The following is a 25,917-nucleotide window of genomic DNA, read 5'->3' as shown; positions in this document are numbered from 1 at the left end:
GCCCGGAGGTGCCCATGATGCGGAAGTTCCTCAGACGAGCCGCCGCGCCCCAGGACCGGCCCTCACGAGCCGCGCCAGGCGACGGGCGCCCCGCCGCGGGCGCAGGGGCGGCGCAGGGGCAGTGCCCCGCGCACCCCGGACCGCAGGCCGCCCACCGGCAGGACGGCCGGGCTTCGTCGAGCCCGGACTCGTTGCGTCGGGAGGCAGTGGAATTCCTGCGGCTGTTCCACCAGGAGCACCCGTCCGCCGGAGGGCAGGCCGCGCTGACCTCCAGAATCGCCGCAGTCCACGCCGAGATCGACGCGACCGGCACCTACCGGCACACGGCGGCCGAACTCGCCCATGGAGCGCGCGTCGCCTGGCGCAACAGCAACCGCTGCATCGGCAGGTTGTACTGGCACTCGTTACGGGTCAGGGACCGGCGTGATGTCCATGACGCCGACACCATCGCCGCCGAAGCCGTCGCCCATCTGCGGGAAGCGACCAACGGCGGCCGTATACGCCCCGTCATCACGGTCTTCGCGCCTGATTCCCCCAGCCGTCGCGGCCCCAGGATCTGGAACGAGCAACTGGTCCGCTACGCGGGCTACACCGCACACGGTGGCGGCGGCCGCACCGGGGACCCGCGCAATGCCGGGATCACCGCCTATGCCCAGCGGCTCGGCTGGCCGGGCGGCCCGGGTACTCCCTTCGACATCCTGCCGCTCGTCGTCCAGGGCAGTGACGACAAGCCCCGGTGGTTCGAACTGCCCGCCGACGCCGTGCTCGAAGTGCCGCTGACCCACCCTGACGGCGACTGGGCCGACGACCTCGGGCTGCGCTGGCACGCCGTACCCGCGATCGCGAACATGTGTCTGGAGATCGGCGGGATCTGCTATCCGGCGGCACCCTTCAACGGCTGGTACATGGGTACCGAGATCGGCGCCCGCGACCTCGGCGACCGTGACCGCTACGACCTCCTCCCGGCGGTGGGCGAACGCCTCGGCCTGGACATGTCCAGCGATCGGACGTTGTGGAAGGACCGCGCTCTCATCGAACTCAACCGCGCCGTGCTGCATTCGTTCGACCGGGCGGGTGTGACGCTCGCCGACCACCACACCGAGTCCCGCCGCTTCCTCACCCATCTCGCCCGCGAGGAGGAGAAAGGGCGTCGGGTGGGGGCCGACTGGTCCTGGATCGTGCCGCCTGTCTCCGGCTGCGCGACCCCGGTCTTCCACCGCACCTACGACCCCGTGCAGCTGAAGCCGGCCTTCGTGCACCACCCCGAGGCGCTTGGGCGCGCCAGAGGGGAGGAGCCGGCGGGGTGCTGAGAGCACTTCCGGCACGGCGGTAGGGGGGTTCGTTCACCCCCGCGCTTTCACGGAGGTGTCGTTCACTCCTGCGATGCCGAGGGCCCGCACCAAGCGGTGCGGGCCCTTCCTGCGGATCTCCGCGGGGGCCGTCAGCGGAGCTGAGCGCCCGGCGCCTGCGTCGGGATGCCCAGCGCGGTCGTGTACTGGGACAGCACCAGCCGCCCGATCGCCGGGTACGCGCCCAGCGGCTCGGCCGCGGCGCAGCCCGCCTCCGCGGCGGCCGCGGCCAGCAGGCCGTCCGGCAGTTCGGGGCCGACCAGGTAGGGGGCGACAGCGAGCTGCCCCGAGCCGGAGGCGCGCAGCTCATCGGCGGTCGCCGCGATGGCACCCTCGCGGTCCAGCGCGGCGGCCATCACCGGCACGGCGAGCCGAGCGGCCAGCAGCATGCCAGTGATGCCCGCGGCCTGAACGGCCTCGTCGCCGCCGACCGTGGCCAGCACGATGCCGTCGGCTGCCGTCGCGACCGTGAACAGACGCGCCCGGTCGGCCCGGGCAAGGCCCGCTTCGGACAGTCGGACGTGCAGCGCCTCGGCGAGCAGCGGGTGCGGGCCGAGTACGTCGGTCAGCTCCGCGGTGCCCCGGCTGTCCATGACCGCCTGGCGTATCTGGCGGGTCAGCGCGCTGTCCGGGCCGGCGAGCAGTGGCACCACGACGGACGCGGGACCGTCCGGCTCCGCGACCTCGCGGCCTGCCGCCTTCGCCAGCTCGTACCGCTCGGTCCGCAGGGCGGCTGCCCCGGCGAGCACGCTCCCCAGCGTGGGGTACTCGGCGTCGTCACCGTCCAGATAGCCGATGACGGCCTCAAGGCCGGGCAGCTCGGAGCGGGCGATGCTGATGACTTCCTCGGCGAGCCCGCGTATCGCGGAAGAGGGTGTTCCTGGCACCGCGAGGACGAGCGCGGGCGCGCCCTCGGGGGCCGCCACGGGCTCCGGGCGGCGGTGCCGCCCGGACTGGCGGGGTCGCGGCATTCGTACAGGCAGGCCGGATGCGGGCCCAGTGGGGGAGCTCATGGCGCCGCATGCTACTGGTTTTGTCGCCGGGGCTGTTCGGGGAGGGGCGGTCACGCACCGTCTGTCCGTGTATGCCCGATGGATTTACCGGTCGACTTATGCGAGATGCGTCCGGGTTTGCGGGCGCTGCTCCGCCGGCTCAGCGACCTGTCGTCACACGGAGCAGACGTCCGTCCCGGGGCACGATCAGCCGTTCGGTCGCCAGCGCGGCGGCGACGGTCAGCGCGCCCGCCAGCGGGTCGCCCGCGGCGGCCACCAGCCGCGCGTGCGGGAGCCTCCGGGACAGTGCCGCCGAAAGTGGTGCCAGCAGGGGCTCGCCCAGCTTGAACAAGCCTCCGGTCAGAGCCACTTCGCACTCGCCTGCGGTGGGCGGCGGGCATACGGCCGCGGCCGCTGCGGTGATGTGGCCTGCCGCGTCTTCGAGAACACGCGAGGCGACCGGATCGTCCACCGCGCAGGCGGCGACCTCGGGGGCGAACGAGGCCAGCAGAGCGGGCCGGTCGGAGCGCGGATACAGCAGTCCCGGCAACTGGTCAGGAGGTCCGAACACCTTCTCCAGCCGGGCCAGCAGAGCGGCGGAGCCCCCCGCCCGCCCGTCGTGCGCGCACAGAGCGGCCTCGAAGCCTGCCCGCCCGATCCACGCACCGCCACCGCGGTCACCGAGCAGATGGCCCCAGCCGTCCGCCCGCCGCCAGGTGGCCAGATCCGTACCCAGCGCCACCATCCCCGTGCCCGCCGCGACCACGACTCCGGGGCGCTGTCCGAGCGCCCCGACATAGGCGGTCACCGCGTCCGCGGCGAGGGCGATGGCGTTCGCCCCGAGTCCGGACCCCAGAGCGGCCGGGAGTACGGCCCGCAGTTCGTCCCCGAGCGTCGCCATCCCTGCCGCGCCGATGGCGATCGCGTCCGGCCCGGGTGCGCCCGCCCGCCCGAGCAGAGTGCGGGCTGTCGGCAGCAGCCGCTCCAGCAGCGCGGCCGCGTCGATCCCGGCAGGGCCGGTGCGCACAGGCTCTTCCGACACGATCGCGTCGCCGCCGCACAGGTCCACGACCCCGGACCCGACGGGCGCGAGCGCGATCCTGAACCCCGAACCCCCGGAGTCCACTCCGAGCACCCAGCGCACCCGTCCGGTGCGCCGCCCGGTCATCCGGACCTCCGGCCGGATGCCGCCGCACATGGCCGCTGCCGGGCGAAAGCACTGCACCACCTCATGGGCCGGCTCCGGGATGACAGGGTGAGAATGGGGCGGGAGGGGCTGGGGAACGACAGCGCCAGCCTATCCTCGGGGGGCCTCATGGCGGCCGGATTCGAAAAGACACTCCGTGCACCAGTAGAGTGACGCGCCGTGGCAGCACGACCGTTGAACGAACTTGTCGAGCCCGGTTGGGCGGAGGCGCTGCGTCCCGTGGCCGGGCGCATCGCCGCCATGGGGGATTTCCTGCGCGCGGAGATCGCCGCCGGCCGTACTTATCTGCCAGCCGGTGCGAACGTACTGCGGGTCTTTCAGCAGCCTTTCGACGAGGTGCGAGTGCTGATCGTCGGTCAGGACCCCTATCCGACCCCGGGTATGGCGATCGGCCACAGCTTCGCCGTCGCGCCAGAGGTGCGCAACCTGCCCGGCAGCCTGGAGAACATCTTCCGCGAGCTGCACTCCGACCTGGGGCTGCCCCGGCCGTCCAACGGTGATCTGACCCCCTGGACCCAGCAGGGGGTGCTGCTGCTCAACAGGGCACTCACCACCGCACCCCGGAATCCCGGCGCGCACCGCGGCAAGGGCTGGGAGGAAGTGACCGAGCAGGCCATCCGAGCCCTGGCCGCCCGGGGCAAGCCCTTGGTGTCGGTGCTCTGGGGCAGGGACGCCCGCAACCTCCGCCCCTTCCTGAACGGCCTGCCGGCGGTCGAGTCGGCCCATCCTTCCCCCATGTCCGCCGACCGCGGGTTCTTCGGGTCCAGGCCGTTCAGCCGTACCAACGAGCTCCTTGTGGGGCTGGGGGCCGCGCCGGTGGACTGGCGCCTGCCCTGACGCCTGTCCGGTGCCGCCGTGATGACGGCAGCGCGGCGCCGACGGCACCGCCGCGGCCTCACCCGAGCACGGCCGCACGCACGCAGAGCACGTCCGGCAGATGTGCGGCGAGCTGCTGCCAGCTGTCACCGTCGTCCGCGCTCGCGTACAGCTCGCCGTTCCGGTTGCCGAAGTAGACTCCCGCCGGGTCGGCGCCGTCCGTGCACATCGCGTCACGCAGCACCGTGCCGTAGTGGTCGCCGTCGGGGAGTCCTGCGGCGAGGGGCTCCCAGCTGTCGCCGGCGTCGCTGGTGCGGTAGACCCGGCATCGGCGCCCGGCCGGGACGCGGTCCGCGTCGGCGTTGATCGGGAAGACATACGCCACATCGGCGCGGTGCGGATGCGCGGTGACCGCGAAACCGAAGTCCGACGGCAGCCCCCCGCCGATGTCTCTCCAGTGGGCGCCCGCGTCGTCGCTGCGGTAGACGCCCCAGTGGTTCTGGAGGTACAGCCGGTCGAGGTCTCCCGCGTCCTGCGCGATCTTGTGGACGCACTGGCCGAACTCCGGGTTCGGATCAGGGAGGAAGACAGCGGAGACTCCGCGGTTGGACGGGTCCCAGCCGGCGCCGCCGTCACGGCTGCGGAACACCCCTGCCGTGGAGACCGCGACGGTGACGGCGTCCGCGTCCCGCCGATCCGTGACCACGGTGTGCACAGCCTCCCCACCGCCCCCGGGCACCCACTGCGAGCGCGTGGGGTGCTCCCAGAGCGGGCGGACGAGTTCGAAGGTCTCACCCGCGTCGTCCGAGCGGAACAGCGCTGCGGGCTCGGTCCCCGCGTAGACCACGTCCGGTGCCGCCGGGCCCGCGGGGTGCAGCTGCCAGACGCGCTCCAGAGAGGCGCCGGTGTCCTTGGGGAACTTGACCGCGGGCTTGGCCGGCTCGGTCCAGCTCGCCCCGAGGTCGTCGGAGTGGAAGACGGAGGGCCCCCAGTGGGCACTGTCACCCCCCACGAGCAGCCGGGGGACCGGGCGGCGGGTGTCGATGCCGATCGAGTAGACCGCCTCCGCGTTGAAGCGCGGGCCGTCGAACTCCCAGTCGCCACCGCGCCTGCGGCCGATGAAGAGCCCCTTCCTGGTACCCACGGCGAGCAGCACTTCAGTCATCACAGACACCTCCAGGGCGGCGTTGTCGCGGACACCGGCCAGTCTGCACCCCACGGCTGACAACGCTCCAGGAAGTGTCCATCGCCGCAGGTCACAGCGGCCGGGTGGGCGTCAGTCCGGGATTCCCGTGCCCGCGGGGCCACCCAGCCCTGCCGTCGGCCCGCCCTCGCAGCCTGCCGCCGGGTCGTACGCCGCCTGCTCCAGGTCGGCCCCGTCGAGCTTGGCGGTCAGCTCCGCGAGACGCTGCTGGAGGTCGCCCAGCTCGGTCAGGGTGAGTCCGGTGGCCGCGGCGATCCTGTGCGGGATGAGGGCGGCCCGCTCCCGCAGTGCCGCGCCCTTCGCGGTCGGGCGCACGGTCACCGACCGCTCGTCCTCGGTGCTGCGGCGGCGCTCCACGAGATCGACCGCCTCAAGCCGCTTGAGCAGCGGGGACAGTGTGCCGGAGTCCAGCCGGAGACGGGTTCCGATGGCCTTCACCGGCTGTTCTCCGTGCTCCCAGAGCACCAGCATCGCCAGATACTGCGGATAGGTGAGTCCCAGGTCCTTGAGGACCATCCGGTAGACGCCGTTGAACGCGCGCGAGGCCGCGTGCAGGGAGAAGCAGATCTGCCGGTCGAGTCGGAGGATCTCCGTGCCGCGGGTCGCGTCCGGTGTCGTTGTCATGGCCCCAGGATAACCACCTCAGCCCAATTAAGTTGTGCACAACTTAATTGTGTGCTCTAGTAATGGGCATCCGGTCCGGCCGCCAGGGGCCCGGCCCGTCGACAGAGGGATGATCGCCATGAACGCGCTGTACACCGCCGTCGCCACCGCCAACGGCCGCGAAGGTCGTGCCGTCAGCTCCGACGGCCGCCTGGACCTGCCGTTGGCCATGCCGCCTGCGCTCGGTGGCAGCGGTGAGGGCACCAACCCGGAGCAGCTGTTCGCCGCCGGGTACGCGGCGTGCTTCTCGAGCGCACTCGGACTCGTCGGCCGTCAGGCGAAGGTCGACACCAGCGAGGTCTCGGTGACTGCCGAGGTCGGTATAGGCAAGGACGAGGCCGATGGTGGCTTCGGTCTCTCGGTGGTGCTCCGGGTCGAGCTGCCCGAGGCACTCGAAGGCGCGACCGGCGAGAAGCTCGTGGAGCAGGCCCACCAGGTCTGCCCCTACTCCAAGGCGACCCGCGGCAACATCCAGGTCGAGCTGGTCGTCGAGTAGGTCGAGTAGGTCGAGCAAGCCAGGCGAACGGTCGTCGAGCGACCGGCCTGAGGCTCACGGTGGTGCGATGCCCGGCAGGACCGGCATCGCACCACCGTTTCCGTGTGCGGCGGCCCCGTCGCCGCGCGCGGAGTCCGCTCCTCGGGCCGCCCCCAGCAATCCGTGCCAGTCGGGGATCTTCACCGAGCGCCGCCCGAGGGAGCGTCCCAGGGCTGCTTCGGCGTCCTCGATGGCCAGCCAGCCCGGCCATCCGACCGGCTCGTGCCCCAGGCTCCGCAGCACTTGGACGGGCTCGACCGTGAGAGGGCGCGCGGACAGCTCGGCGGCGTCCGCGAGCAGGGAGGCCACCGTCTCCTTGGCGCACGGCCGGTTGGTGCCGATCACCCCGGTGGGCCCCCGCTTGATCCACCCCGCGACGTACTCGCCGGGTGACGGCGCGCTGTCACGCAGCACCCGCCCCTCCTGATGGGGAATGGTTCCCCGGGTCCGGTCGAACGGCAGCCCCGCCAGGGGCACTCCGCGATAGCCGACCGCCCGGAGCACCAGCTGAGCCTCGATGTCCTCGTACGTCCCTGTGCCGCGCAGTGCGCCGCTGCCGTCCGGTTCGGTCCGCTCGCAGCGCACGGCGGCGACCCGGCCGTCCTCACCGGCCAGCAGCTCCACGGGCCGCAGGAAGAAGCGCAGCCGAACGCGCCTCGCCGGGGCGGGACCCGCCGCACCGGACGGGTCCGCGGCCCAGCCCCGGACGACCTCGACATTGCGCCGGTTCACCGCGGGCAGCGCCGACGGATCGGCGTATCCGGGATCGAGCGCCAGGTCCGTCGGCTCGACGTCCACCGCCACCCGTGGCAGTGCGCCCAGCTCCCGCAGTTCCTTGGTGGTGAACTTCGCCTGTGACGGGCCGCGCCTGCCGACCATGTGCACGTCGCGCACCCCGCTGGCGGCCAGTGCGTGGAGAGCCCCGTTCGGCACATCGGTCGGACGCAGGTCGGCCGCGCCGCGAGCGAGGATCCGGGTGACATCGACGGCGACATTGCCGACTCCGATGACCACGGCCGAACGCACGCCGCCGAGCGCGAAGCCGGGTTCGGGCGAGTCGGGGTGCGCGCTGTACCAGGAGACGAAGTCAGTGGCCGAACGGCTTCCCGGCAGATCCTCGCCGGGCACCCCGAGCCGGCGGTCCTGCGCCGCGCCCACGCAGTACACGACGGCGTGGAAGGCGTCGAGCAGCCGGGCGGGTGTCAGACCCTTGGCGCCCACTTCGACATTGCCGATGAAACCGATCCGTTCGTCCTCCAGGACCGACCGCAGGTTGTTCTGGAGGGACTTGATCTTCTCGTGGTCGGGTGCGACCCCGTATCTCACCAGCCCGTAGGGGCAGGGGAGGCGGTCGAGCACATCCACACGGACGTCCGGGACCCGGGTCTGCTGGACAAGGGCCTGAGCGGTGTACACCCCGCTCGGGCCCGAACCGACGACGGCGACACGAAGCACGACCGCGCTCCTTCCCGCAGGGTGTCTCCAGCATGGCACCCGAAACGGCGCCCGGGGAGACTCACATCGCGCGCATACGGTTGATCTCGGCGGTCTGCTGGGCGATCACCTCACTCGCCATCTCCTCCACCTGGACGTTCCGGCCGTTCGACAGTACTTCGGTCGCCATGGTGACTGCGCCCTCGTGATGGGTGATCATCAAGGTCAGGAAGAGCCTGTCGAACGCGGCGCCGTGGGCCGCCCGCAGCTGCGCCAGCTGGGCCGCGGTCGCCATTCCCGGCATCGCACCGTGGTCGTGACCGCCCTCGCCGTGGGAACCGTGGCCGCTGTCCGCCGCCCTGCTGTCGCCATTCAGCCAGGCCTCCATGGCGTCGATCTCGGGCCGCTGCGCCGCGTCGATCCGTTTCGCGAGCCGCTTGAGCCGCTCGCCGGCCGCGCGGCCGGGTGCCAGAGCCGTCATCTCCAGTGCCTGTCGGTGATGGACGATCATCATCCGCGCGTACGCGAGATCCGCCGCGTTCGGGCGGTTGTCCGGTACGGCCTCGCGTGCCTCGTCGGCCGACAACGTCCGCGCGGGCTCGCCCGGTCTGCCGGGCGCGACCACCGACGGACCTCCGTCGTCCGCGCTCTGCGCCTTCGCACTCCCGGTTTCCGAGTCGCAGGCGGTCAGGGCGAGTGCGGCGCTCACCAGGGCTGCGGCAAGGCCGGGGAAACGGCGGGGGCCACGGATCGGCGACACGGCAACCTCCTGCGAATCATGGTGTGTTGACGATCGGAAGAGCTCACTTGCCGGACTGGAGGATCAGCGTCCCGCAGGACGGTGCCGATGTCCCCTATTGGAATGGACATGCAAAGGGTGATACTGCCCGGGGATCCGCGAACCGTTCAATACCGAACGGGGATTACGGAGACAACGGAGCAAAGGGAGGTCCCAGTGTTCTCGTTGCAAACCACCCGCATGCCGTGGCGCAGACGAACGGCCGTGGCCGCAGCCGCGGCCGGGATGCTCGCCACGCTGCTGACCGCCGGACCGGCGGCGGCCATTCCCGACCCCGGGGACGGCCCGCACCAGGAGGCGGTGTCCCCGGCCCAACGTGCCGGTGCCGAGGCTGCCGTGGCCGGCGGTGAGATCCCCGCTGTGGACCAGGTCGTCCACAGCGACAACCTCACACCACTCGCCAACATCCCCAAGGACGCCCTCCAGGGCACCAACTCCGACCTGGCCTTCCAGGATGGATACGCCTTCGCCGGCAACTACGACGGCTTCCGGATCTTCGACATCCGCAACCCGAAGGCCCCGAAGACCGTGGCACAGGTCCTGTGCCCCGGCTCGCAGAACGACGTGTCCGTCTCGGGCGATCTGCTCTTCCTTTCCACCGACTCCTCGCGCAGCGACGACTCGTGCAGTAGCACCACGCAGCCCGCGACCGAGAAGTCCTCCTGGGAGGGCATGAAGATCTTCGACATCAGCGACAAACGCAACCCGAAGTACGTCGCCGCCGTGGAGACCGCCTGCGGATCGCACACCCACACCCTGGTGCCCGAGCGCCGCAACGTGTACGTGTACGTGTCCTCGTACTCGCCCAACACCGCCTTCCCCGACTGCCAGCCCCCGCATGACGGGATCTCCGTCATCAAGGTGCCGCGCAAGGCCCCGGAGAAGGCCGCGGTCGTCGACTTCCCGGTGCTCTTCCCCGGAGAGGGTCCGGACGGCGGCGGCAATCCGGGCAGTCCCACGAACCCCGGTGTCTCGAAGACGACTGGCTGCCACGACATCACCGTGCTGCCGTCGAAGGACCTCGCGGCGGGTGCCTGTATGGGCGACGGCATCCTGTTCGACATCAGGGACCCGGAGCGCCCCAAGGTCATCGACCAGGTCCAGGACAACGTCAACTTCGCCTTCTGGCACTCGGCGACGTTCAACCAGCGGGCCGACAAGGTCGTCTTCACCGACGAGCTGGGCGGTGGTGTGGGCGCCACCTGCAACGCCGAGATCGGGCCGAACCGCGGTGCGGACGGCATCTATGACATCGTGGGCAAGGGCGACAAGCGCAAACTGGTCTTCCGCAGCTACTTCAAGATCGACCGTCACCAGGCGAGCACCGAGAACTGCGTGGCCCACAACGGCTCGCTCATCCCGGTCAAGGGCCGCGACATCATGGTTCAGGCCTGGTATCAGGGCGGCGTCTCGGTATGGGAGTTCACCGACTCCGCCAGGCCCAGGGAGATCGCCTACTTCGAGCGCGGCCCGCTGTCCACCGACACCCTCACCACGGGTGGTTCGTGGTCGGCGTACTACTACAACGGCCACATCTACTCGAACGACATCGCCAAGGGTCTCGACGTGCTGAGGCTCGACGACCGCCGCACCGACCCGGCGAAGCGGATTCGGATGCGCGAGCTCAATGTGCAGACCCAGCCGGACTACTTCGACCGCCACTGACCCGGCTGACGGGCCGACCCGTCCTCCGGGTCGGCTCGGCGCGCGGCTGATCGGGCCCCGCCCGGTCGGTCAAGCGGGTTCAGCGGGCGTACGACGCGTCCCACCGGGCGGTTCCCCGCCCGGTGGGACGCCGAGTTCCCAGTCCAGCCCGTACCGCTGGAACAGCTCCGCGCGCAGCCGCTCCAGCGGCATCTGGGCTCCGGGCACCACCACCGTGAACACCGCACCCATCAGCAGCGCGCGCAACAGGGGGTACTCCGCGTCCACGTCAGCGGAGCCGTACCGTTCAAGGGCGCCACGCAGCAGGAACTCCAGTCGCTGCTGCTCGGAGCACCGGACGAAACCCTCGGCCTGGAGTATCCCGGCCATGTGCGCCCGCATCAGCACCGGCCGCTGTACGGCGAGGCCGAGCACCGAGTCGATCGCGCGTGCGAGCTCCTCCCCGCCGTCTTCGGCCCGGGGTGCGCGCTCCAGAGCCGCTTCGAGCGTCAGATGCATCAGCCGGTGCACCGCGGACTGGAAGAGCTGCCGTTTGCCCGTGAAGTAGTACGAGACGAGGCCGCGCGCCGATCCGGCGCGGTCGGCGATGTCACCCAGGGTCGTCGCTTCGTAACCACGCTCTCCCACGAGGTCCACGGTGGCCTGCAGGAGGCGCTCGCGGGAGCGCCGCCGCAGCTCTTCATTGACCGCTGGGCTCCGCGGGGACATGCTGGACTCCTGCGTTGACTGGCTTCCAGCCAATATACTCGGCGCATATCGCCGCACCGGGCTTGCGTGCCTGGTCGGCGAGGGTGACCAGCCCGACCGGGCGACGCGGGGGATCGCCCGGTCCGGCCGGCTCTCTCAGCTCCGCGAGTCCGGGGTTCTCCGCCCGGGCGGAGTGGGTGCGTCGGAAGCGAACCGTTCGTAGGTCGCGATGGCCAGACCCACCACGCAGATTCCCAGCAGCCAGCCGGCCACCACGTCCGTGAACCAGTGCACCCCGAGATAGAGCCGGGTGAAACCCACGCCCAGCACGGAGACGGACGTGACGAGCACCGCGGCCCACCAGACGCGGGTCCCCACGCACTCTCTCCCGAGCAGCCACAGCAGCAACCCGCAGACGATCGTCGCGGTCATGGCGTGCCCGGACGGGAACGCGGCGTACTGGGCGGTGTCCAGCGGATGCTCCCAGCGCGGCCGGTCGCGGCCCACCGCGAACTTCAGCGACTGCTGCACCACCGCGCCCAGCGCGCCGGCGGCGGCCACCCAGAGGGCCGGCAGCCTGGCGCCGCGCCACAGCAGCAGCACCACCGCCGTGACCAGCAGCGCTCGTATGGTCCATGGGTCCCATACCCAGTCACTCAGCACCCGGTTGGCCTCGGTGAACCCGGGCTCGGCGTGCGCCGAGCGGTGCAGTGCCCGCGCGATCGAGGTGTCGAGCGCGAGCAGCGGCGCCCACGGGACGGAGACCAGCACCAGCAGGAGCAGTGCCAGCGCAGCGGTCACCGCAGAGGTACGGGCGGGGGCGTGGACGGGGGTGCGCGCTCGGACGGGCCGGGCAGGAGGAGACCGCATAGGGCCGATCCTTGCCCACGACGGCCGCCCCAAGCTATCCGAGCGCCCTGAGCCCGGGAACGAATGCCACGAGCAGCGGAACGACCGGCACCAGCGCCGCTGCCGCGGTCAGCCCGAGCCGGTGGCTCGCGGTCAGCCGGGGGAGTGGTGCCAGCAGTCGGTTGACGCGCTGCGGCAGCTGGGCGTCGGGTGTGGGGCACGGGCCGAACACGCCCCGGTGCTCGTTCAGCTCCACCAGTGCCAGGGCGATGGTGAGCCGGCCGAAGCGGCGCGACGCGGAATCGTCGGCGGCCAGTTCCACCAGCCGGTGCATCTCGTCCCGGAACGCGGCGAAAACCGGCACCTGCGGAAAGCCGTTGGCCAGCGCCGCGGAGCAGTGCAGCAGCCAGTCGTGCCGGGCCCGGGCGTGCCCCTGCTCATGGGCGAGCACCGCGTCGAGCTGACGGCCCTTCAACCGGCGCAGCGCCGCCGTGGTGATGACCAGCTGGGGCGCGGCACCCGGGAGCCACCAGGCGTCGGGCCGCTCGGCCTCCAGCAGCACCAGGGGGTCGCTGCCCGGATCCTCGCCGGGCAACAGGGGCGCGCGCACAAGGAGTTCGGCCCGGCGCCTCTTGCGCCGGGCGTGCGCCCTGTGCACCTCCCGGGCCAGCATCGCGCCGGTCCACAGCCCGCCGCATGCCAGTACCACGGCGAGCACCGCGGACCAGGGCGCATGCGCTCCGAGCGCATAGGCTTCCACCACGGCACTCGGGGCGGGTGCGAACACGTGACCTCGTACGGCCTGCCAGGCCGCGGCGGCGCTGAACGTCATGGAGAGCGCGAAGCTCAGCAGCACGGCCGCGACCACGCACTGCCACACCCACAGCGCCACCACAGGCTCGCGCTCCGGCCAGTCGGCCCGCGCCATCAACCGCGGCGCCACCACGGCGGCCAGTGCGCCGAGCACAAGCAGCGCGAGCGAGAGCATCATGGGAACCAGCCTATGAGCGTGGCGCTACCAGGGGGTACGGCCTCGCGCACCATGTGACGCACAGCACGGTTGCGCCCATCACTGCGTCAGACGGTGAGCAGCATGGCCACCATGGCCACTCCCATGGACACCTGGCAGGCCAGAGCCAGTTCGGGCCGTGCCCCCCAGGCCGCCGGCACGGCCGCCGGGCGCGCAGCAGCCGGGACGAGGCGTGCGCCCGAGCGCAACACGAACACCACGAAGTAGACCAGCAGCACCCCGGTCAGCAGGGGTACGCCACCGGCACCCGTGCGTGCCGCGTGCCCGGTGTGCGTCCCCGTGCCCGGCTCCATCGTCAGCGCCATGTAGACCATGGCCAGCGAGCCCACCAGGTGATGCAGATGGTGTGGGCCGCCGCGCGCACGCCCGAGTGCCCACAGGGCGCGCAGTCCCGCGGCCGCGAACACGGCCGCGTACACCTGCCAGGCCCACGGTCGCGGCAGCGAGATCGCGGCGGGCAGGGCCATGGCGGCCATCCCGAAGCCCATCACCGCCTCGCCGCCCGCCGCACCGCGCTCCTCGCTCTCGCCGGTGCGCATCCGCAGTACGCAGTACGCGCCCGACGTGGTGCAGAGCGCGACGAGCAACCAGGCCGACATCGCCGTACCGTGCACCGGGCACCTCCCCGCTCGACGGGTGTCGGGGGAGGTGATGCCCCGGGTGCGCGAGGCACATACGAGCGCACGGGCGTACACGGGGGCACGGAGCCGGCGCTCGGCTCAGGGGCGCAGCCGCAGGGGGTGGTCCTCGGGCACCTCGACGACAGCGATCCGCACCCCGTCCGGGTCCAGTACCCACATCTCCACCAGGCCCCACGGTTCACGACGCGGCGCCTGCTCCACGTTGGCGCCATGCGCCAGCACATGTCCGTAGGCCGCTTTGGCGTCCGATACCTGCAGCCACAGCGAGAGACCCGGTGCGGGAGGGGCGTCGGAGCGCCCGGAGATCTCCAGGAAGCCCCCGCCCAGGAAGTAGACCGTCCCGCGCTCGGGCCCGGTGCCGAACTCCCGGTAGATCTGGAGGCCGAGTACGTCCTCGTAGAACCGCCGGGACCGGTCCGGATCGGTCGGCCGCAGAAGGACGCGGCTACTCAGCACGTGCATCATGGTCAGCACAGTAGACGGCACATGAGCGATCGGAGTTCCGACACATGGACGTCACAGCGCCGCATGAGCCCGCACGGCCGGCCTATCGCGAGGGCACCGAGGCCGATGTGGCCGCGTTGGTCGCGCTGGTCGACCGCGCCTACCGCGGGGACAGCAGCCGGTCCGGCTGGACCAACGAGGCGGACATCCTGGACGGAAACCGCACCGACCACGATGACATGCTGGCCGTGATCGGCAAGGCGGACAGCACGATGCTGGTCGTCGAGGACGGCGACGGCGTGCCGGTCGCCTGCTTCCAGCTGGAACACCGGGGCGACGCGGCCTACTTCGGGATGTTCGCGGTGCGTCCTGACCTGCAGGGCGCGGGCTTGGGACGGCGGATCATCGCCGAGGCGGAGCGTCGCGCGCGGGAGACCTGGAGCGCGCGCGAGATGCACATGACGGTGCTCTCGGTGCGCGAAGACCTCATAGCCTGGTACGAGCGGCGGGGCTACCGCCGTACGGGAAGGACGACGCCCTTCCCGTACGGCGACGAGCGCTTCGGGCGGCCGAAGCGCGACGACCTCCGGTTCGAACTGCTGGTGAAGGAACTCGGCTGACCCATCCGGCCCGGCACCGCTCGGGCGCGGGGGTTCTCGCGGCCTCTCGGCCCGCGCTCAGGCCGTGAAGCGTCCGGTTCGCCTGATCTCCGGGTAGTCGGTGGTCGCGCCGTCGAGTTCCAGCGCGCGCACCAACCGCAGATGGGTCTGGGTGTTCACCACCCAACCGATGACCCTGAGTCCCTCGCCGTGCGCGTGCTCCACGGTCTCCAGGGTGAGCCTGCGGATGTTCAGGGCGAGGGCGGCGGCGCCCACCGCCTGGCCGCGCTCCACCACATCACTGCCCCAGCGGCCGGCGACCAGGACCGTGCGCACCCCGGGCACGAGTGCCGCGATCTCCGCGATGGCCTCGTCGTGGAAGGACGACACCTCCACCCGGTCGGTGAGCTCGCGCTTGAGCATCACCTCGGCGAGTGCCCGTGCCGCGGCGACATCCTTGATCTCGGCCTGGAGCGGTGCGCGCACCGCGTCCAAGACTTCCTCGAAGACCGGAATGCGCTCACCTCGGCCCGCGTCGAACTCCCGCAGCTCGGCGAGTGTCTTGTCGGCGACCGGCCCGCTGCCGTCGGTCGTACGGTCCACGTCCGCGTCGTGCATGACGACGAGCGCGCCGTCTTTGCTCAGTCGAAGATCGAGCTCGATGACGTCCATGCCCGTCTGCTGGGCGCGGACGAAGGAGCGCAGGGTGTTCTCCGGTTCGACACCCATGACCCCGCGATGACCGATGGTGAGGAAACTCAAGATCTTCTCGCTTCCGTCGATGGTTCGGACTCGGGCTCGGGTCGCTTGACGGCACGGCCTGGGCGCAGCCTAATCCTCCGCGTGCGTTGCGTAACCGGTCGTGCACTCGTGCGTGGGCGCGTCCTCGGGGACTTGACGAACCGGGACTCTGCTCCGGCGTGGCCGGCCCGAGCCGTCACGCATGGAATCCGGCCATCGGGGAACGTCTATCCGAGTCGTAGCCGGCCGCCATGGCTTCGGGTCGGCATCGGACTGCCTTCTTGGGCTGCCGCCCCTCTCACTCACCGTAACCTTCACGTTGCCATGTGTTCGAGACAGGAAAATCTGCGGTCATTCGGGGGTGTGGCAGGATGATTTCCCAAGGTCACACTTGTCGTCGAGAGGCATGCATGGATACGCTTTCTTGACGCGAGTTTCCCCCGTGGAGGAAGTGAAATGACGGAAATCCTTGTGCAGGACGCCAGGGGTAGCGAAATAGCCACCGCGGAACGGGTGATCGACCAGCCCGCCTGGCGGACGCTCAAGGACGCGGTCGAGGAGATCCGGCCCTGGCAGTCCGAGGACGGCTCGGTCGACTTCGACGCCGATGGCGCCCCGGCCCGAGCCACCGCCGACAAGGCGGTCGAGCGGATCATCGGCGCGGTCGAGGAGCTCTCCCCGCTGCTGCCGCACGACGCCGACTACCACACCGCGCTCGTCGGCGACCTGAGGAAGTGGGCCGACAGCGCCTTCGACGTACCCGACTTCCTGGACTCGCTGCTCGCCTTCCAGCCCGCCGCGGACCGCAGGGACGGCCTCCAGCACCTGGTCGTCTTCCCCATGTACACGCAGAACGGAAACCCGGACCGCAACCTCGAGGCGGTCGTGCTGCGCATGGTCTGGCCGGAGTGGCTCGCCGAACTCGAAGCCACCCGCTTCGACAACCCGCTGTTCTGCGGGATCACCTTCGAGGACTTCACCCCCGGGTATGACACCAACTCGGCCGTGCTCTTCCCCGAGACCATCGCCGTGCGCGAGGCCCCCGAGCGCTTCAGCTGGGGCGGCATCTTCTGCGATCGCGAGGCCGCGCGCTTCCGCCGGGTCACCGAGGCCGCCGTGGACATCCTGGGCGTCGACCTGCCCGATGACATCGCCGCCATGGTCCACGACCAGGAGCGCTGCGAGAAGGCCTTCGTCCTGTGGGACATCATCCACGACCGCACCCACAGCCACGGTGACCTGCCCTTCGACCCGTTCATGATCAAGCAGCGCCAGCCGTTCTGGATGTACGGTCTGGAGGAGCTGCGCTGCGACCTCACCGCCTTCAAGGAGGCCGTGAAGCTCGACGCCGAGGGCAACGAGCACGGCCGCGACGTGCAGTACGCGGTCCTCTTCGACCGTATGTTCCGCTTCCCGGTCACGGGCGACCGCGTGCGCAACTACGACGGTCTCGGCGGGCAGCTGCTGTTCGCGTACCTCCACAAGCACGACGTCATCCGCTGGACCGACAACAAGCTCCGCATCGACTGGGAGCGGGCTCCCGAGGTCACCAACCAGCTCTGCGGTGAGATCGAGCAGCTGTACCGGGACGGTATCGACCGCCCGAAACTGGTCCACTGGTTCAAGGCCTACGAGCTGGTCTCCACCTACCTCGCCCCGCACCCCGGCTCCCGCTGGGCCAAGGGTCCCGACGCGCTGGACCTGACGCAGCCGCCGCGCAAGCTGGTGGACGACGTGCTTCCGGACGAGTTTCCGCTCAGCATGTTCTTTGAGGCGCTCTCCAAGAAGCTGAAGAATGTGATCGCCTCCACCAAGGGGATCACGGCTGAGAACGCCGAGCGAGTCGCTGCGTGAACTCTCGTACCGAGGAGACCGACACCATGAAATCGAAGGCGCTGGACGGTGCCGTCATCGCCGTTGCGGGAGCGGCCGGGCCCGCCGGTCGCGCCGCCCTGCTGCGGCTCGCCGAGGCCGGGGCGATCGTCGTGGGGGCCGACGCCGACACCGTGCGGCTCGCCGAGGCCGTGGACGCCGCCCGATACGCGCACGGCGGTGCCACCGTCACAGGGGACACGGTCGATCTGCTCGACCTGAACGCCACCCGCGAGTGGGCGAATCAGACGGAGAAGGAGTTCGGCCGGATCGACGGTCTGGTCCATCTCGTCGGCGGCTGGCGCGGCAGTGCCACCTTCGCCGAGACGGAGCTCTCCGACTGGAACCTGCTGGAGAAGTTGCTGATCCGCACCGTCCAGCACACCTCCCTCGCGTTCCACGAGGCGCTGCGGCGCAGCGACCGGGGTCGCTTCGTCCTGGTGAGCCAGTCGGGAGCGGCCAAGCCCACCGAGGGTAACGCCGCCTACGCCGCGTCGAAGGCGGCGGCCGAGGCCTGGACCCTGGCGCTCGCGGACGCCTTCCGCAAGGCAGGGGGCGAAGAGGGCCCGCAGGCCGCTGCTGCCATCCTGGTGATCAAGGCACTGGTGCACGACGCCATGCGAGCGGAGCGCCCCAATGCGAAGTTCGCGGGCTTCACGGACGTCAAGGAACTGGCCGAGGCCATTGCCGGGGTCTGGGACCAGCCCGCCCAGGAAGTGAATGGACAGCGTCTGTGGCTGACTCCCAAGCCGTGAGTTCGTCGAAGCACCCGAGTACGGATGCCCGACGGCATCATGACCCCGAGGTACGCGGCTTCGCCAGTGACAACTACGCGGGTGCGCACCCGGAGGTGCTGGCCGCGCTCGCCCTGGCCAACGGAGGACACCAGGTCTCCTACGGCGAGGACGAGTACACGGAGCACCTCCAGCGGATCATGCACAGCCACTTCGGCTCGTCCGCCGAGGCGTTCCCCGTGTTCAACGGCACCGGTGCCAACGTGGTCGCCCTCCAGGCGCTGACCGATCGCTGGGGCGCGGTGATCTGCGCCGAGTCCGCGCACATCAACGTCGACGAAGGCGGTGCGCCCGAGCGGATGGGCGGCCTCAAGCTGCTGACGGTTCCGACGCCGGACGGAAAGCTCACCCCCGAGCTGATCGACCGGCAGGCGTACGGCTGGGACGACGAGCATCGTGCGATGCCCCAGGTCGTGTCGATCACCCAGAACACGGAGCTCGGCACGGTCTACACCGTCGACGAGATCCGGGCGATCGTGGACCATGCGCACGGTCTCGGGATGAAGGTCCACCTCGACGGCGCGCGGATAGCCAACGCGGCAGCGGCGCTCGATGTGCCGATGCGCGCGTTCACCAACGCGGTCGGTGTGGATGTGCTGTCGTACGGCGGTACGAAGAACGGGATGCTTTTCGGTGAGGCGGTGGTCGTCCTCAACCCGGACGCCGTCAGCCATATGAAGCATCTGCGCAAGATGTCCATGCAGCTCGCCTCCAAGATGCGCTTTGTCTCGGTGCAGCTGGAGGCCCTGCTTGCCAAGGACCTGTGGCTGCGCAACGCTCGTCACGCCAACGCCATGGCTCAGCGGCTCGCCGAGGGCGTGCGGGCCGTCGACGGTGTGGAGATCCTCTACCCGGTGCAGGCCAACGCCGTCTTCGCGCGCCTTCCGCACGAGGTGAGCAGGCGGTTGCAGGAACGCTTCCGCTTCTACTTCTGGGACGAGGCGGCAGGCGATGTCCGCTGGATGTGCTCGTTCGACACCAGGGAAGACGACGTGGATGCCTTCCTCCTCGCGCTGAAGGAGGAGATGGCCCGCTGAGGGCTGTCCGTCCCCCGCGCACGTCACGCCCAGGGCCGTCCGGCTCACGCCGCCGGACGGCCCTGGGCGTTCTCCTTCAGGCCGGGGCGGCGATCTCCCGCAGCGCCCGGCCGAGCCCGTGGGCGTAGAGCCGCTGGAGTACCGGTACCAGCGGGCCCGCGAGCCGGGTGTACCAACGTGCCGGTCGGGAGAAGGCCGTCACGGTGAACCACACCGTGCCGTCCGCGGCGAGCTCCACGACGAAGGACTCCTCGCCCTGCTCGGGATGTCCGCGGCGGGTTCCGTAGGCGAACCCCCGGCGGTCAGCGCTGTGTTCGGCCCAGATGACCTGGCAGGGGGCACGGAAGCGCAGCGGTCCCACACCGAGCGACACTTCGACGTCCGTGCCCGGCTCGGCGTGCGCCGATTCGGCCAGCACCCGGGCACCCGTGGCGCGGTGCATCCCCCAGCCGGTGACCGCGTCCCCCGCTGCCTCGAACGCCGCTGGGCCGTGTCCTACGGCGGTGCGGTGGTGGAGGTGCCGGTACCTCTGCGGGAGCGCGGCGTGACGGGTGGCGCCGACCTCGGTGTAGTTCAGCGGGCGTGCGGCGGACATTTGGCACTCCTAAGTGTCGTGGACGGTCGCGGACGTCAGGCGTCGGTTACGCCGCTGACGCTGTGGAAGGCGGCCGTGGCGCGGCGACCTGCTCGCGGTGCTCTGCCAGGCGAGCATGGAGCACAGCCCGAAGCCCAAGGCGTTGCCGACGCCGTGAGTGGCTGCCATCCAGGTGAGGCTGGGATGCGGCAGCCCCGTGACCTCGCCGACCGCCCAGCACAGGGCCAGCACCATGGTCGCCGCGAGGGAGGCCGCCGACACGCCGAGCAGGGCACGCTTCAGCCGCCCGCTTCCGGGGCGGATCTCACGCCAGGTCAGCAAGGCGACGGCCCACATCCCGGCGGTCAGCACGAGTGCCCCCGCCAACTCGGTCTCGTTATTGACGAAGTAGCCGGCGAGGACGAGCAGGGTGCCGGAGGGAACACTGAGCGCGGCGAAGCGGCCGAGTGGCGCAGGCGCCGCCCGGCAGACGAGACCGGCGACCAGCGCCGCGGTGAAGCCCGCGAAGTGGAAGTGCGGCACGGTCAGCGCGAGCACGTCCAGGTCGAAGCCGAAGAGCCGGTGGCCGGAGCGTTCGGCCACCAGTGCCACGCCGGCGACGGCCGGGGTTGCGAGTGCCGTGAGCGTCGCGATCTCCGCCGGAGCCAGGGAGCGCGTCCGTCGCAGTCTCGCGGCAGCGCTCAGGGCGAGGGCTGCGGTTCCGAGTGCGTATACCGAGGCCGGCGCCGCACCGAAGGGCCCTCGCGGCAGCCAGAGGGCTGCCGCGCCCGGCACGGCGCACCATGGCCAGAAGCGCACCATCCGCTGTGTGACGGGGTCGTCGATCAGCCGCAGTCCCATCGGGATGATCAGCAGCATGCCGAGCATCACGATGATGCCGACCAGCGCGGTCATGACACACCCTCCCGTTGACTGTTGAACGCGTTCAGTTCCTTCGTCCGGTGAGCCTAGAGGTATTATTGAACGCGTTCAAGTCACATCAGGTCAGTTGATTGGGGTGCACTGAGGGGTGCTCTATGATGAACTGCAAAGGTTCGGATCGTTGCGCTGCGAAGCGTCGAGGCAAGGCGGATGATGACTCTCTCGCTCACCGTGTCGGACGCGGTGCGGACGCTCGCACCCGGCTTCACCCATCTCGCCGTAGAGGCTCGCGGCTTGGTCAACGGGCCCAGCAGTGAGGCGAGTTCAGCGCTGCTGGAAGACGCGGCGGCCCGGCTCGCCGAGCGGCTCGACGGTCGCGCCCCGCAGGAGGATCCGCATGTCGCCGCCTGGCGGGCGGCCTACACGGCCTTCGGAGCCAAGCCGTCCCGTACGCGGAACTCGGCCGAGGCACTCGCCCGGCGCGCTCTCGCGGACGGCGGTCTGCCGCGTATCAATGTCCTCGTGGACGCGTACAACGCGATCAGCGTGGCCCACCTGATCCCGGTGGGCGGCGAGGATCTGGACCGGATCCAGGGTGGGATGCGGCTGGTCCGAGCCGTCGGAGACGAGCCGTTCGTCACCTTCGCGCAAGGCGCCGAGACGGTGGAGCACCCCGAGGCCGGTGAGGTCGTGTGGAGCGATGACGAGGGCGTCACCTGTCGGCGCTGGAACTGGAGGCAGGGGCCGCGCACCGGTCTCACCGAGGAGTCGGTGAACGCGCTGTTCCTGCTGGAGTCGCTGCCGCCCATGACGATCGCCGAACTCGAGGCGGCGGGCGCCGAGCTCGCCCACGTGCTGGAGTCGCTCTGCCCCGGTGCGCGGATCAGCGTCCACGCACCGGAGTGACGCGCGGAAGCGGCATGCCCGTGAGGCGGGCACCGGCTGCGCTCCCGGCCGGGAGCGCAGCCGGTGGGGTGGAGGCTCAGCCTGCTTCGCGTACCTCAGCCGGGGTCGGCGCCGTGCCGCCGAGGTGCGCGGGCACCCACCAGGTGTCGCTCGCGTCCTTGGGGCGCACGGGGTAGGAGCGCTGCGCCGCCTCCAGAAGCTCCTGCACCCGCTCGCGCAGCCGCCGGGTGATCGCGCCGGCGTACTGGTCCCGGGGTGCCGCCATCGGCTCGCCGACCCTGATCGTCACGGGGATATGGCTGCGCTTGAGGTTCTTCGGCCGCCCCTTGGTCCACAGCCGCTGCGTGCCCCACACGGCCATCGGTATCAAGGGGACCCCGGCCTCCTGGGCCAGTCGGGCCGCGCCCGACTTGAAGCTCTTCAGCGTGAACGACTGGGAGATCGTCGCCTCGGGGAAGACGCCGACGATCTCGCCGGCGCGCAGCGACTCCAGCGCGTGCGCGTATGCCGCCTCGCCCTGCGACCGGTCCACGGGGATGTGCTTCATCCCGCGCATCAGCGGCCCTGAGATCCGGTGCCGGAAGACGGATTCCTTCGCCATGAAGCGGACCAGTCGCTTCTGCGGCAGGGTGGCCAGGCCGGCGAAGATGAAGTCCAGGTAGCTGATGTGATTGCTCACCAGCACCGCCCCGCCGGAGCGGGGGACATTCTCCGACCCCTGGGTGTCGATCTTCAGGTCAAGCGCCTTGAACAGGGTGAGGGCTGCGCCGACGACCGGCCGGTAGACAAGCTCTGCCATAGGTGGGGAGACCCTTCCTTCACTGTGCCCCGGGAGGGTTCGCCCGGCGGAAGTTACGCAGCCGTAGGTTTTCGGCATTGGGCAGATCGTGCACCATGCGCGGCGTATCGGCCAGTCCGCGGCGCCTCGTACGGCGAGATTCTCGTCACGTCGCGTCACCTGGTGGGAATCCGGGAGCCGGGCGCCGCGCTGTGTACGGGGTGAGGACGGACGGGAACGAGGACATGACCAGCGGACAAACAGAGCGATGCCTCGGCCCGGCCGAGCTGGGCGCGGAACTCGGGGAGCGCGCGACCCTGGTCCAGTTCTCCAGCGCCTTCTGTCAGCCCTGTCGGGCGACCCGGCGGACGCTCGCCGAAGTGGCGGCCATGGTCGATGGAGTCGCCCATGTGGAGATCGATGCCGAGGCCCGACTCCCGCTCGTGCGGGAGCTGGGCATCGCACGCACCCCGACGGTGCTGGTGCTCGACGCGAGCGGCCGGATCGTGCGCCGGGCATCGGGCCTGCCCCGCAGGGCGCATGTCATCGCGGCCATCGGCGCGGCGGCGCTGTGACTTCGGCCACCGCTTCGTGACGCTTCTCCCATCTTCTGGAAGCCGCTTGACTGTGCATGCCATCAATCGTCAGTCTGACGAGGTGCCATCTCTCATCCTTCTCCGCCAAGGTCGGCCGTGCGGGAGCCGCGCCCGCCATGCGAGTGCGCGCTGTCCGGGTGTCTGAACAGCCACGGACCACGACGCGACCCGCCCCGAACGCAGAAGGACGATGACTCGATGACGGCAGTGGCCGGACTCGGAACCGCACAGCTTGCCTCCCCCGACCTGCTCCGATCCGTGTTCAGACGGCACGCCGCGGGTGTCGCGGTCATCACCGCCCAGGGCGAGCGCCCCGTCGGGTTCACGGCCACCTCGCTCAACTCCGTCGCCGCCGAGCCTCCGCTGGTCTCCTTCGGGATCGGAACCGCCTCGTCCAGCTGGCCCGTGGTCTCCCGGGCGGAACACATCGGTGTGCACGTACTCGGCGAGCACCAGGGCGAGCTGGCCGCCACCTTCGCGCGCAGCGGCGCGGATCGCTTCGCCCCGCCCACCGGTTGGGGCATCGGGCCCGAAGGCGTGCCGGTCATCGACGGAGTGCTCGCCTGGCTGGTCTGCCGGGTCGTCGCCCGCGTGCCCGCGGGGGACCACTGCATCGTGATCGCGCAGGCGGTGGCCGGGGACTCCGACGGGGCGGGCCGTCCGCTGGTGTACCACCAGGGGCGCTTCAGCTCTCTGAGGGACTGATCCAACGATCCGGAAGGCCGGGAAGGCCCGGTTACGCAGCGTTGCCAAGGTCACAGTTCCAAGCGCTTGCTCATGGCCGCCGACCGTAATGTACTGGTGAGTAATATGACGTACGGGGCGTCGGTCGCCTTGACCGGAAACCCCGCCTTCGGGCGCCTATGCTGCCTGCACAAGGCAGGACCCCCTTGGCTTCGGTGACGGGGGACCCACGGAAAAGACGGATGCAGTAGGAGAGCCGGCGTGAGCTTGAGGATCGTTGTCTGTGTGAAGTACGTGCCCGATGCCACTGGCGACCGGCACTTCGCGGATGATCTGACCGTTGACCGTGATGATGTGGACGGCCTGCTGTCGGAGTTGGACGAGTACGCGGTCGAGCAGGCGTTGCAGATCGCGGAGGGTGTGGACGGTGCGGAGATCACCGTGCTGACCGTGGGTCCTGAGGATGCGAAGGACGCGTTGCGCAAGGCGTTGTCGATGGGTGCGGACAAGGCCGTTCATGTCGAGGATGACGATCTGCACGGCAGTGATGTGATGGGTACGTCGCTGGTGCTGGCGAAGGCGGTCGAGGAGACCGGGTTCGATCTGGTGGTGTGTGGGATGGCGTCGACGGACGGGACGATGGGTGTGTTGCCGGCGGTTCTGGCGGAGCGTCTGGGTGTGCCGCAGGTGACGTTGCTGTCGGAGGTGTCCGTCGAGGGTGGTGTGGTGACGGGTCGTCGTGATGGTGACGCGGCGTCGGAGCGGTTGGAGGCGTCGCTTCCTGCGGTGGTGTCGGTGACGGATCAGTCGGGTGAGGCGCGGTATCCGTCGTTCAAGGGGATCATGGCGGCGAAGAAGAAGCCGGTTCGGTCGTTGGATCTGTCGGATCTGGGTCTGGAGGCCGGGCAGGTGGGTCTGGAGGGTGCGTGGACCGTGGTGGATTCCGCGGCTGAGCGTCCGGCTCGTAGTGCGGGCACGATCGTGAAGGACGAGGGCGAGGGTGGTAGGCGGCTCGCTGAGTTCCTCGCGGGTCAGAAGTTCATCTGAGGGCTGCTGCCCGTCGGGGTCGTTGGTTCGGCCCTTGTTCCGTTGCGTTCGCGCATTCGTCGCATAGCAGGAGAGAAGACGTCCCATGGCTGAAGTTCTCGTCTACGTCGATCACGTGGATGGTGCCGTCCGCAAGCCGACGCTGGAGTTGTTGACGCTGGCTCGCCGGATTGGTGAGCCGGTTGCGCTTGCGTTGGGTTCCGGTGCGGGGGAGACCGTGTCGGTGCTGGCCGAGCATGGTGCGGTTCGGGTGTTGACCGCGGATGCGCCGGAGTTCGGTGCGTATCTGGTGGTGCCGAAGGTGGATGCGTTGCAGGCCGCTGTGGAGGCGGTGTCGCCGGTGGCGGTGTTGGTGCCGTCGTCGGCGGAGGGTAAGGAGGTCGCGGCGCGGCTGGCGGTGCGGATCGGTTCGGGTCTGATCACCGATGCGGTGGATCTGGAGGCGGGTGAGTCGGGTCCGGTGGCCACGCAGTCGGCGTTCGCGGCGTCGTTCACGACGAAGTCGCGTGTGTCGCGGGGTGTTCCGGTGATCACGGTGAAGCCGAATTCGGCTGCGGTGGAGCCGGCTGCGGCCGCGGGTGCGGTCGAGGTGCTCGAGGTGGTCTTCGGTGAGCAGGCGACGGGTACGAAGGTGGTGTCGCGTACGGCGCGGGAGTCGACCGGGCGTCCGGAGCTGACCGAGGCCGCGATCGTGGTGTCCGGTGGGCGTGGTGTCAATGGTGCGGAGAACTTCGCGGTGATCGAGGCGCTGGCGGACTCGCTGGGTGCCGCGGTGGGTGCCTCGCGTGCCGCGGTCGACGCGGGGTGGTACCCGCACTCCAACCAGGTCGGTCAGACGGGTAAGAGTGTGTCGCCGCAGTTGTACATCGCCTCGGGTATCTCCGGCGCGATCCAGCACCGGGCGGGTATGCAGACCTCGAAGACCATCGTGGCGGTGAACAAGGACGCCGAGGCCCCGATCTTCGACCTGGTCGACTACGGCGTCGTCGGCGACCTCTTCGACGTCGTCCCCCAGCTCACCGAGGAGATCAACACCCGCAAGGGCTGATCACGACAGGTGGCATCCGTCCCGGGCCGCGCGGTGCATCCCAC

At 70.4% G+C, this 25,917-nt stretch carries 28 protein-coding genes; 13 read left to right on the top strand and 15 right to left on the bottom strand.

Translation table 11 applies throughout. The annotated features are described in order from the left end of the window. Positions 1-14 precede the first annotated feature (14 nt). Positions 15-1,310: a nitric oxide synthase oxygenase gene (locus V1460_RS20275; protein WP_338675063.1), complete on the top strand. Its 1,296-nt coding sequence runs from the start codon at positions 15-17 to the stop codon at positions 1,308-1,310. Between the two features lie 131 nt (positions 1,311-1,441). On the opposite strand, the gene V1460_RS20270 is transcribed toward V1460_RS20275, so the two are convergent. Together V1460_RS20270 and V1460_RS20265 are read right to left on the bottom strand one after the other, a co-directional pair. Beyond that, positions 1,442-2,362 carry a hypothetical protein gene (locus V1460_RS20270; protein ID WP_338675062.1) on the bottom strand — a complete coding sequence of 307 codons (921 nt, stop codon included), beginning with the start codon at positions 2,360-2,362 and terminating at the stop codon, positions 1,442-1,444. A gap of 139 nt (positions 2,363-2,501) precedes the next feature. Then, on the bottom strand, positions 2,502-3,509 hold the full coding sequence (locus V1460_RS20265) for a BadF/BadG/BcrA/BcrD ATPase family protein (RefSeq protein WP_338675061.1): 1,008 nt from the start codon (positions 3,507-3,509) through the stop codon (positions 2,502-2,504). 198 nt (positions 3,510-3,707) lie between these two features. Between V1460_RS20265 and V1460_RS20260 the strand changes: the two genes are divergently transcribed. Next, positions 3,708-4,385 carry a uracil-DNA glycosylase gene (locus V1460_RS20260; RefSeq protein WP_338675060.1) on the top strand — a complete coding sequence of 226 codons (678 nt, stop codon included), beginning with the start codon at positions 3,708-3,710 and terminating at the stop codon, positions 4,383-4,385. Positions 4,386-4,443: 58 nt separating this feature from the next. On the opposite strand, the gene V1460_RS20255 is transcribed toward V1460_RS20260, so the two are convergent. Further along, positions 4,444-5,529, bottom strand: coding sequence for an exo-alpha-sialidase (locus V1460_RS20255; RefSeq protein WP_338675059.1), 1,086 nt, complete (start codon positions 5,527-5,529; stop codon positions 4,444-4,446). A gap of 111 nt (positions 5,530-5,640) precedes the next feature. After that, positions 5,641-6,192 (bottom strand): MarR family transcriptional regulator, encoded by a 552-nt coding sequence (locus V1460_RS20250; RefSeq protein WP_338675058.1) that lies wholly within the window; start codon positions 6,190-6,192, stop codon positions 5,641-5,643. A 118-nt stretch (positions 6,193-6,310) separates the two neighbouring features. Here V1460_RS20250 and V1460_RS20245 point away from each other — a divergent pair, with 118 nt between their 5' ends. Then, positions 6,311-6,727 (top strand): organic hydroperoxide resistance protein, encoded by a 417-nt coding sequence (locus V1460_RS20245; protein ID WP_338675057.1) that lies wholly within the window; start codon positions 6,311-6,313, stop codon positions 6,725-6,727. 54 nt (positions 6,728-6,781) lie between these two features. Here the strand turns inward: V1460_RS20245 and V1460_RS20240 are convergent, their stop codons facing one another. Together V1460_RS20240 and V1460_RS20235 are read right to left on the bottom strand one after the other, a co-directional pair. Then, a complete protein-coding gene (locus V1460_RS20240; RefSeq protein WP_338675056.1) occupies positions 6,782-8,221 on the bottom strand; it encodes an FAD-dependent oxidoreductase in 1,440 nt (479 codons plus the stop codon). Positions 8,222-8,282: 61 nt separating this feature from the next. Then, positions 8,283-8,960, bottom strand: coding sequence for a DUF305 domain-containing protein (locus V1460_RS20235; RefSeq protein WP_407077499.1), 678 nt, complete (start codon positions 8,958-8,960; stop codon positions 8,283-8,285). Positions 8,961-9,179: 219 nt separating this feature from the next. Between V1460_RS20235 and V1460_RS20230 the strand changes: the two genes are divergently transcribed. After that, positions 9,180-10,664, top strand: coding sequence for a hypothetical protein (locus V1460_RS20230; RefSeq protein WP_338678127.1), 1,485 nt, complete (start codon positions 9,180-9,182; stop codon positions 10,662-10,664). A gap of 69 nt (positions 10,665-10,733) precedes the next feature. Here the strand turns inward: V1460_RS20230 and V1460_RS20225 are convergent, their stop codons facing one another. The 5 genes from V1460_RS20225 to V1460_RS20205 form a co-directional block, all read right to left on the bottom strand. Continuing rightward, positions 10,734-11,372: a helix-turn-helix domain-containing protein gene (locus V1460_RS20225; protein ID WP_338675055.1), complete on the bottom strand. Its 639-nt coding sequence runs from the start codon at positions 11,370-11,372 to the stop codon at positions 10,734-10,736. A gap of 135 nt (positions 11,373-11,507) precedes the next feature. Next, positions 11,508-12,221 (bottom strand): phosphatase PAP2 family protein, encoded by a 714-nt coding sequence (locus V1460_RS20220; RefSeq protein WP_338675054.1) that lies wholly within the window; start codon positions 12,219-12,221, stop codon positions 11,508-11,510. Positions 12,222-12,255: 34 nt separating this feature from the next. Next, on the bottom strand, positions 12,256-13,191 hold the full coding sequence (locus V1460_RS20215; protein WP_338675053.1) for a M56 family metallopeptidase: 936 nt from the start codon (positions 13,189-13,191) through the stop codon (positions 12,256-12,258). Between the two features lie 86 nt (positions 13,192-13,277). After that, positions 13,278-13,829 carry a DUF5134 domain-containing protein gene (locus V1460_RS20210; protein ID WP_338675052.1) on the bottom strand — a complete coding sequence of 184 codons (552 nt, stop codon included), beginning with the start codon at positions 13,827-13,829 and terminating at the stop codon, positions 13,278-13,280. 120 nt (positions 13,830-13,949) lie between these two features. Then, positions 13,950-14,336 carry a VOC family protein gene (locus V1460_RS20205; RefSeq protein WP_338675051.1) on the bottom strand — a complete coding sequence of 129 codons (387 nt, stop codon included), beginning with the start codon at positions 14,334-14,336 and terminating at the stop codon, positions 13,950-13,952. A 44-nt stretch (positions 14,337-14,380) separates the two neighbouring features. Between V1460_RS20205 and V1460_RS20200 the strand changes: the two genes are divergently transcribed. Next, a complete protein-coding gene (locus V1460_RS20200; protein ID WP_338675050.1) occupies positions 14,381-14,935 on the top strand; it encodes a GNAT family N-acetyltransferase in 555 nt (184 codons plus the stop codon). A gap of 57 nt (positions 14,936-14,992) precedes the next feature. Here V1460_RS20200 and V1460_RS20195 read toward each other — a convergent pair whose 3' ends face one another. Continuing rightward, entirely contained in the window at positions 14,993-15,676 is a 684-nt protein-coding gene (locus V1460_RS20195) for a glycerophosphodiester phosphodiesterase family protein (protein ID WP_338675049.1), read from the bottom strand. Positions 15,677-16,111: 435 nt separating this feature from the next. Between V1460_RS20195 and V1460_RS20190 the strand changes: the two genes are divergently transcribed. From V1460_RS20190 to V1460_RS20180, 3 genes are read left to right on the top strand one after another with little or no spacing between them, the layout of a single operon-like run. Then, entirely contained in the window at positions 16,112-17,509 is a 1,398-nt protein-coding gene (locus V1460_RS20190) for a DUF6421 family protein (RefSeq protein WP_338675048.1), read from the top strand. Positions 17,510-17,535: 26 nt separating this feature from the next. Continuing rightward, positions 17,536-18,282 (top strand): SDR family NAD(P)-dependent oxidoreductase, encoded by a 747-nt coding sequence (locus V1460_RS20185; RefSeq protein WP_338675047.1) that lies wholly within the window; start codon positions 17,536-17,538, stop codon positions 18,280-18,282. Next, on the top strand, positions 18,279-19,358 hold the full coding sequence (locus tag V1460_RS20180) for a low specificity L-threonine aldolase (protein WP_338675046.1): 1,080 nt from the start codon (positions 18,279-18,281) through the stop codon (positions 19,356-19,358). The genes V1460_RS20185 and V1460_RS20180 overlap by 4 nt, the downstream gene beginning before the upstream one ends. A gap of 76 nt (positions 19,359-19,434) precedes the next feature. Here V1460_RS20180 and V1460_RS20175 read toward each other — a convergent pair whose 3' ends face one another. Beyond that, on the bottom strand, positions 19,435-19,953 hold the full coding sequence (locus V1460_RS20175) for a DUF1990 domain-containing protein (RefSeq protein ID WP_338675045.1): 519 nt from the start codon (positions 19,951-19,953) through the stop codon (positions 19,435-19,437). A 9-nt stretch (positions 19,954-19,962) separates the two neighbouring features. Further along, positions 19,963-20,847 carry a YndJ family protein gene (locus tag V1460_RS20170; protein ID WP_338675044.1) on the bottom strand — a complete coding sequence of 295 codons (885 nt, stop codon included), beginning with the start codon at positions 20,845-20,847 and terminating at the stop codon, positions 19,963-19,965. 180 nt (positions 20,848-21,027) lie between these two features. Between V1460_RS20170 and V1460_RS20165 the strand changes: the two genes are divergently transcribed. Further along, positions 21,028-21,720, top strand: a complete 693-nt coding sequence (locus V1460_RS20165) for a phenylalanine--tRNA ligase beta subunit-related protein (RefSeq protein ID WP_338678126.1) — start codon at positions 21,028-21,030, stop codon at positions 21,718-21,720. 76 nt (positions 21,721-21,796) lie between these two features. Here V1460_RS20165 and V1460_RS20160 read toward each other — a convergent pair whose 3' ends face one another. After that, complete coding sequence (locus V1460_RS20160; protein ID WP_338675043.1) at positions 21,797-22,519, bottom strand: lysophospholipid acyltransferase family protein; 723 nt, start codon at positions 22,517-22,519, stop codon at positions 21,797-21,799. Positions 22,520-22,743: 224 nt separating this feature from the next. Between V1460_RS20160 and V1460_RS20155 the strand changes: the two genes are divergently transcribed. From V1460_RS20155 to V1460_RS20140, 4 genes are all read left to right on the top strand, one after another. Then, positions 22,744-23,073, top strand: a complete 330-nt coding sequence (locus tag V1460_RS20155) for a thioredoxin family protein (RefSeq protein WP_338675042.1) — start codon at positions 22,744-22,746, stop codon at positions 23,071-23,073. A 219-nt stretch (positions 23,074-23,292) separates the two neighbouring features. Next, a complete protein-coding gene (locus V1460_RS20150; RefSeq protein WP_338675041.1) occupies positions 23,293-23,799 on the top strand; it encodes a flavin reductase family protein in 507 nt (168 codons plus the stop codon). A gap of 240 nt (positions 23,800-24,039) precedes the next feature. Further along, entirely contained in the window at positions 24,040-24,825 is a 786-nt protein-coding gene (locus V1460_RS20145) for an electron transfer flavoprotein subunit beta/FixA family protein (protein WP_338675040.1), read from the top strand. Between the two features lie 85 nt (positions 24,826-24,910). Continuing rightward, positions 24,911-25,873 carry an electron transfer flavoprotein subunit alpha/FixB family protein gene (locus tag V1460_RS20140; protein ID WP_338674252.1) on the top strand — a complete coding sequence of 321 codons (963 nt, stop codon included), beginning with the start codon at positions 24,911-24,913 and terminating at the stop codon, positions 25,871-25,873. The last annotated feature ends 44 nt before the right edge of the window (positions 25,874-25,917 follow it).

It is taken from the genome of Streptomyces sp. SCSIO 30461, from assembly GCF_037023745.1.
Classification (GTDB): domain Bacteria; phylum Actinomycetota; class Actinomycetes; order Streptomycetales; family Streptomycetaceae; genus Streptomyces.
The sequence above is the reverse complement of the archived record's forward strand: the minus strand, read 5'-3'. Positions and strand labels throughout refer to the sequence as shown.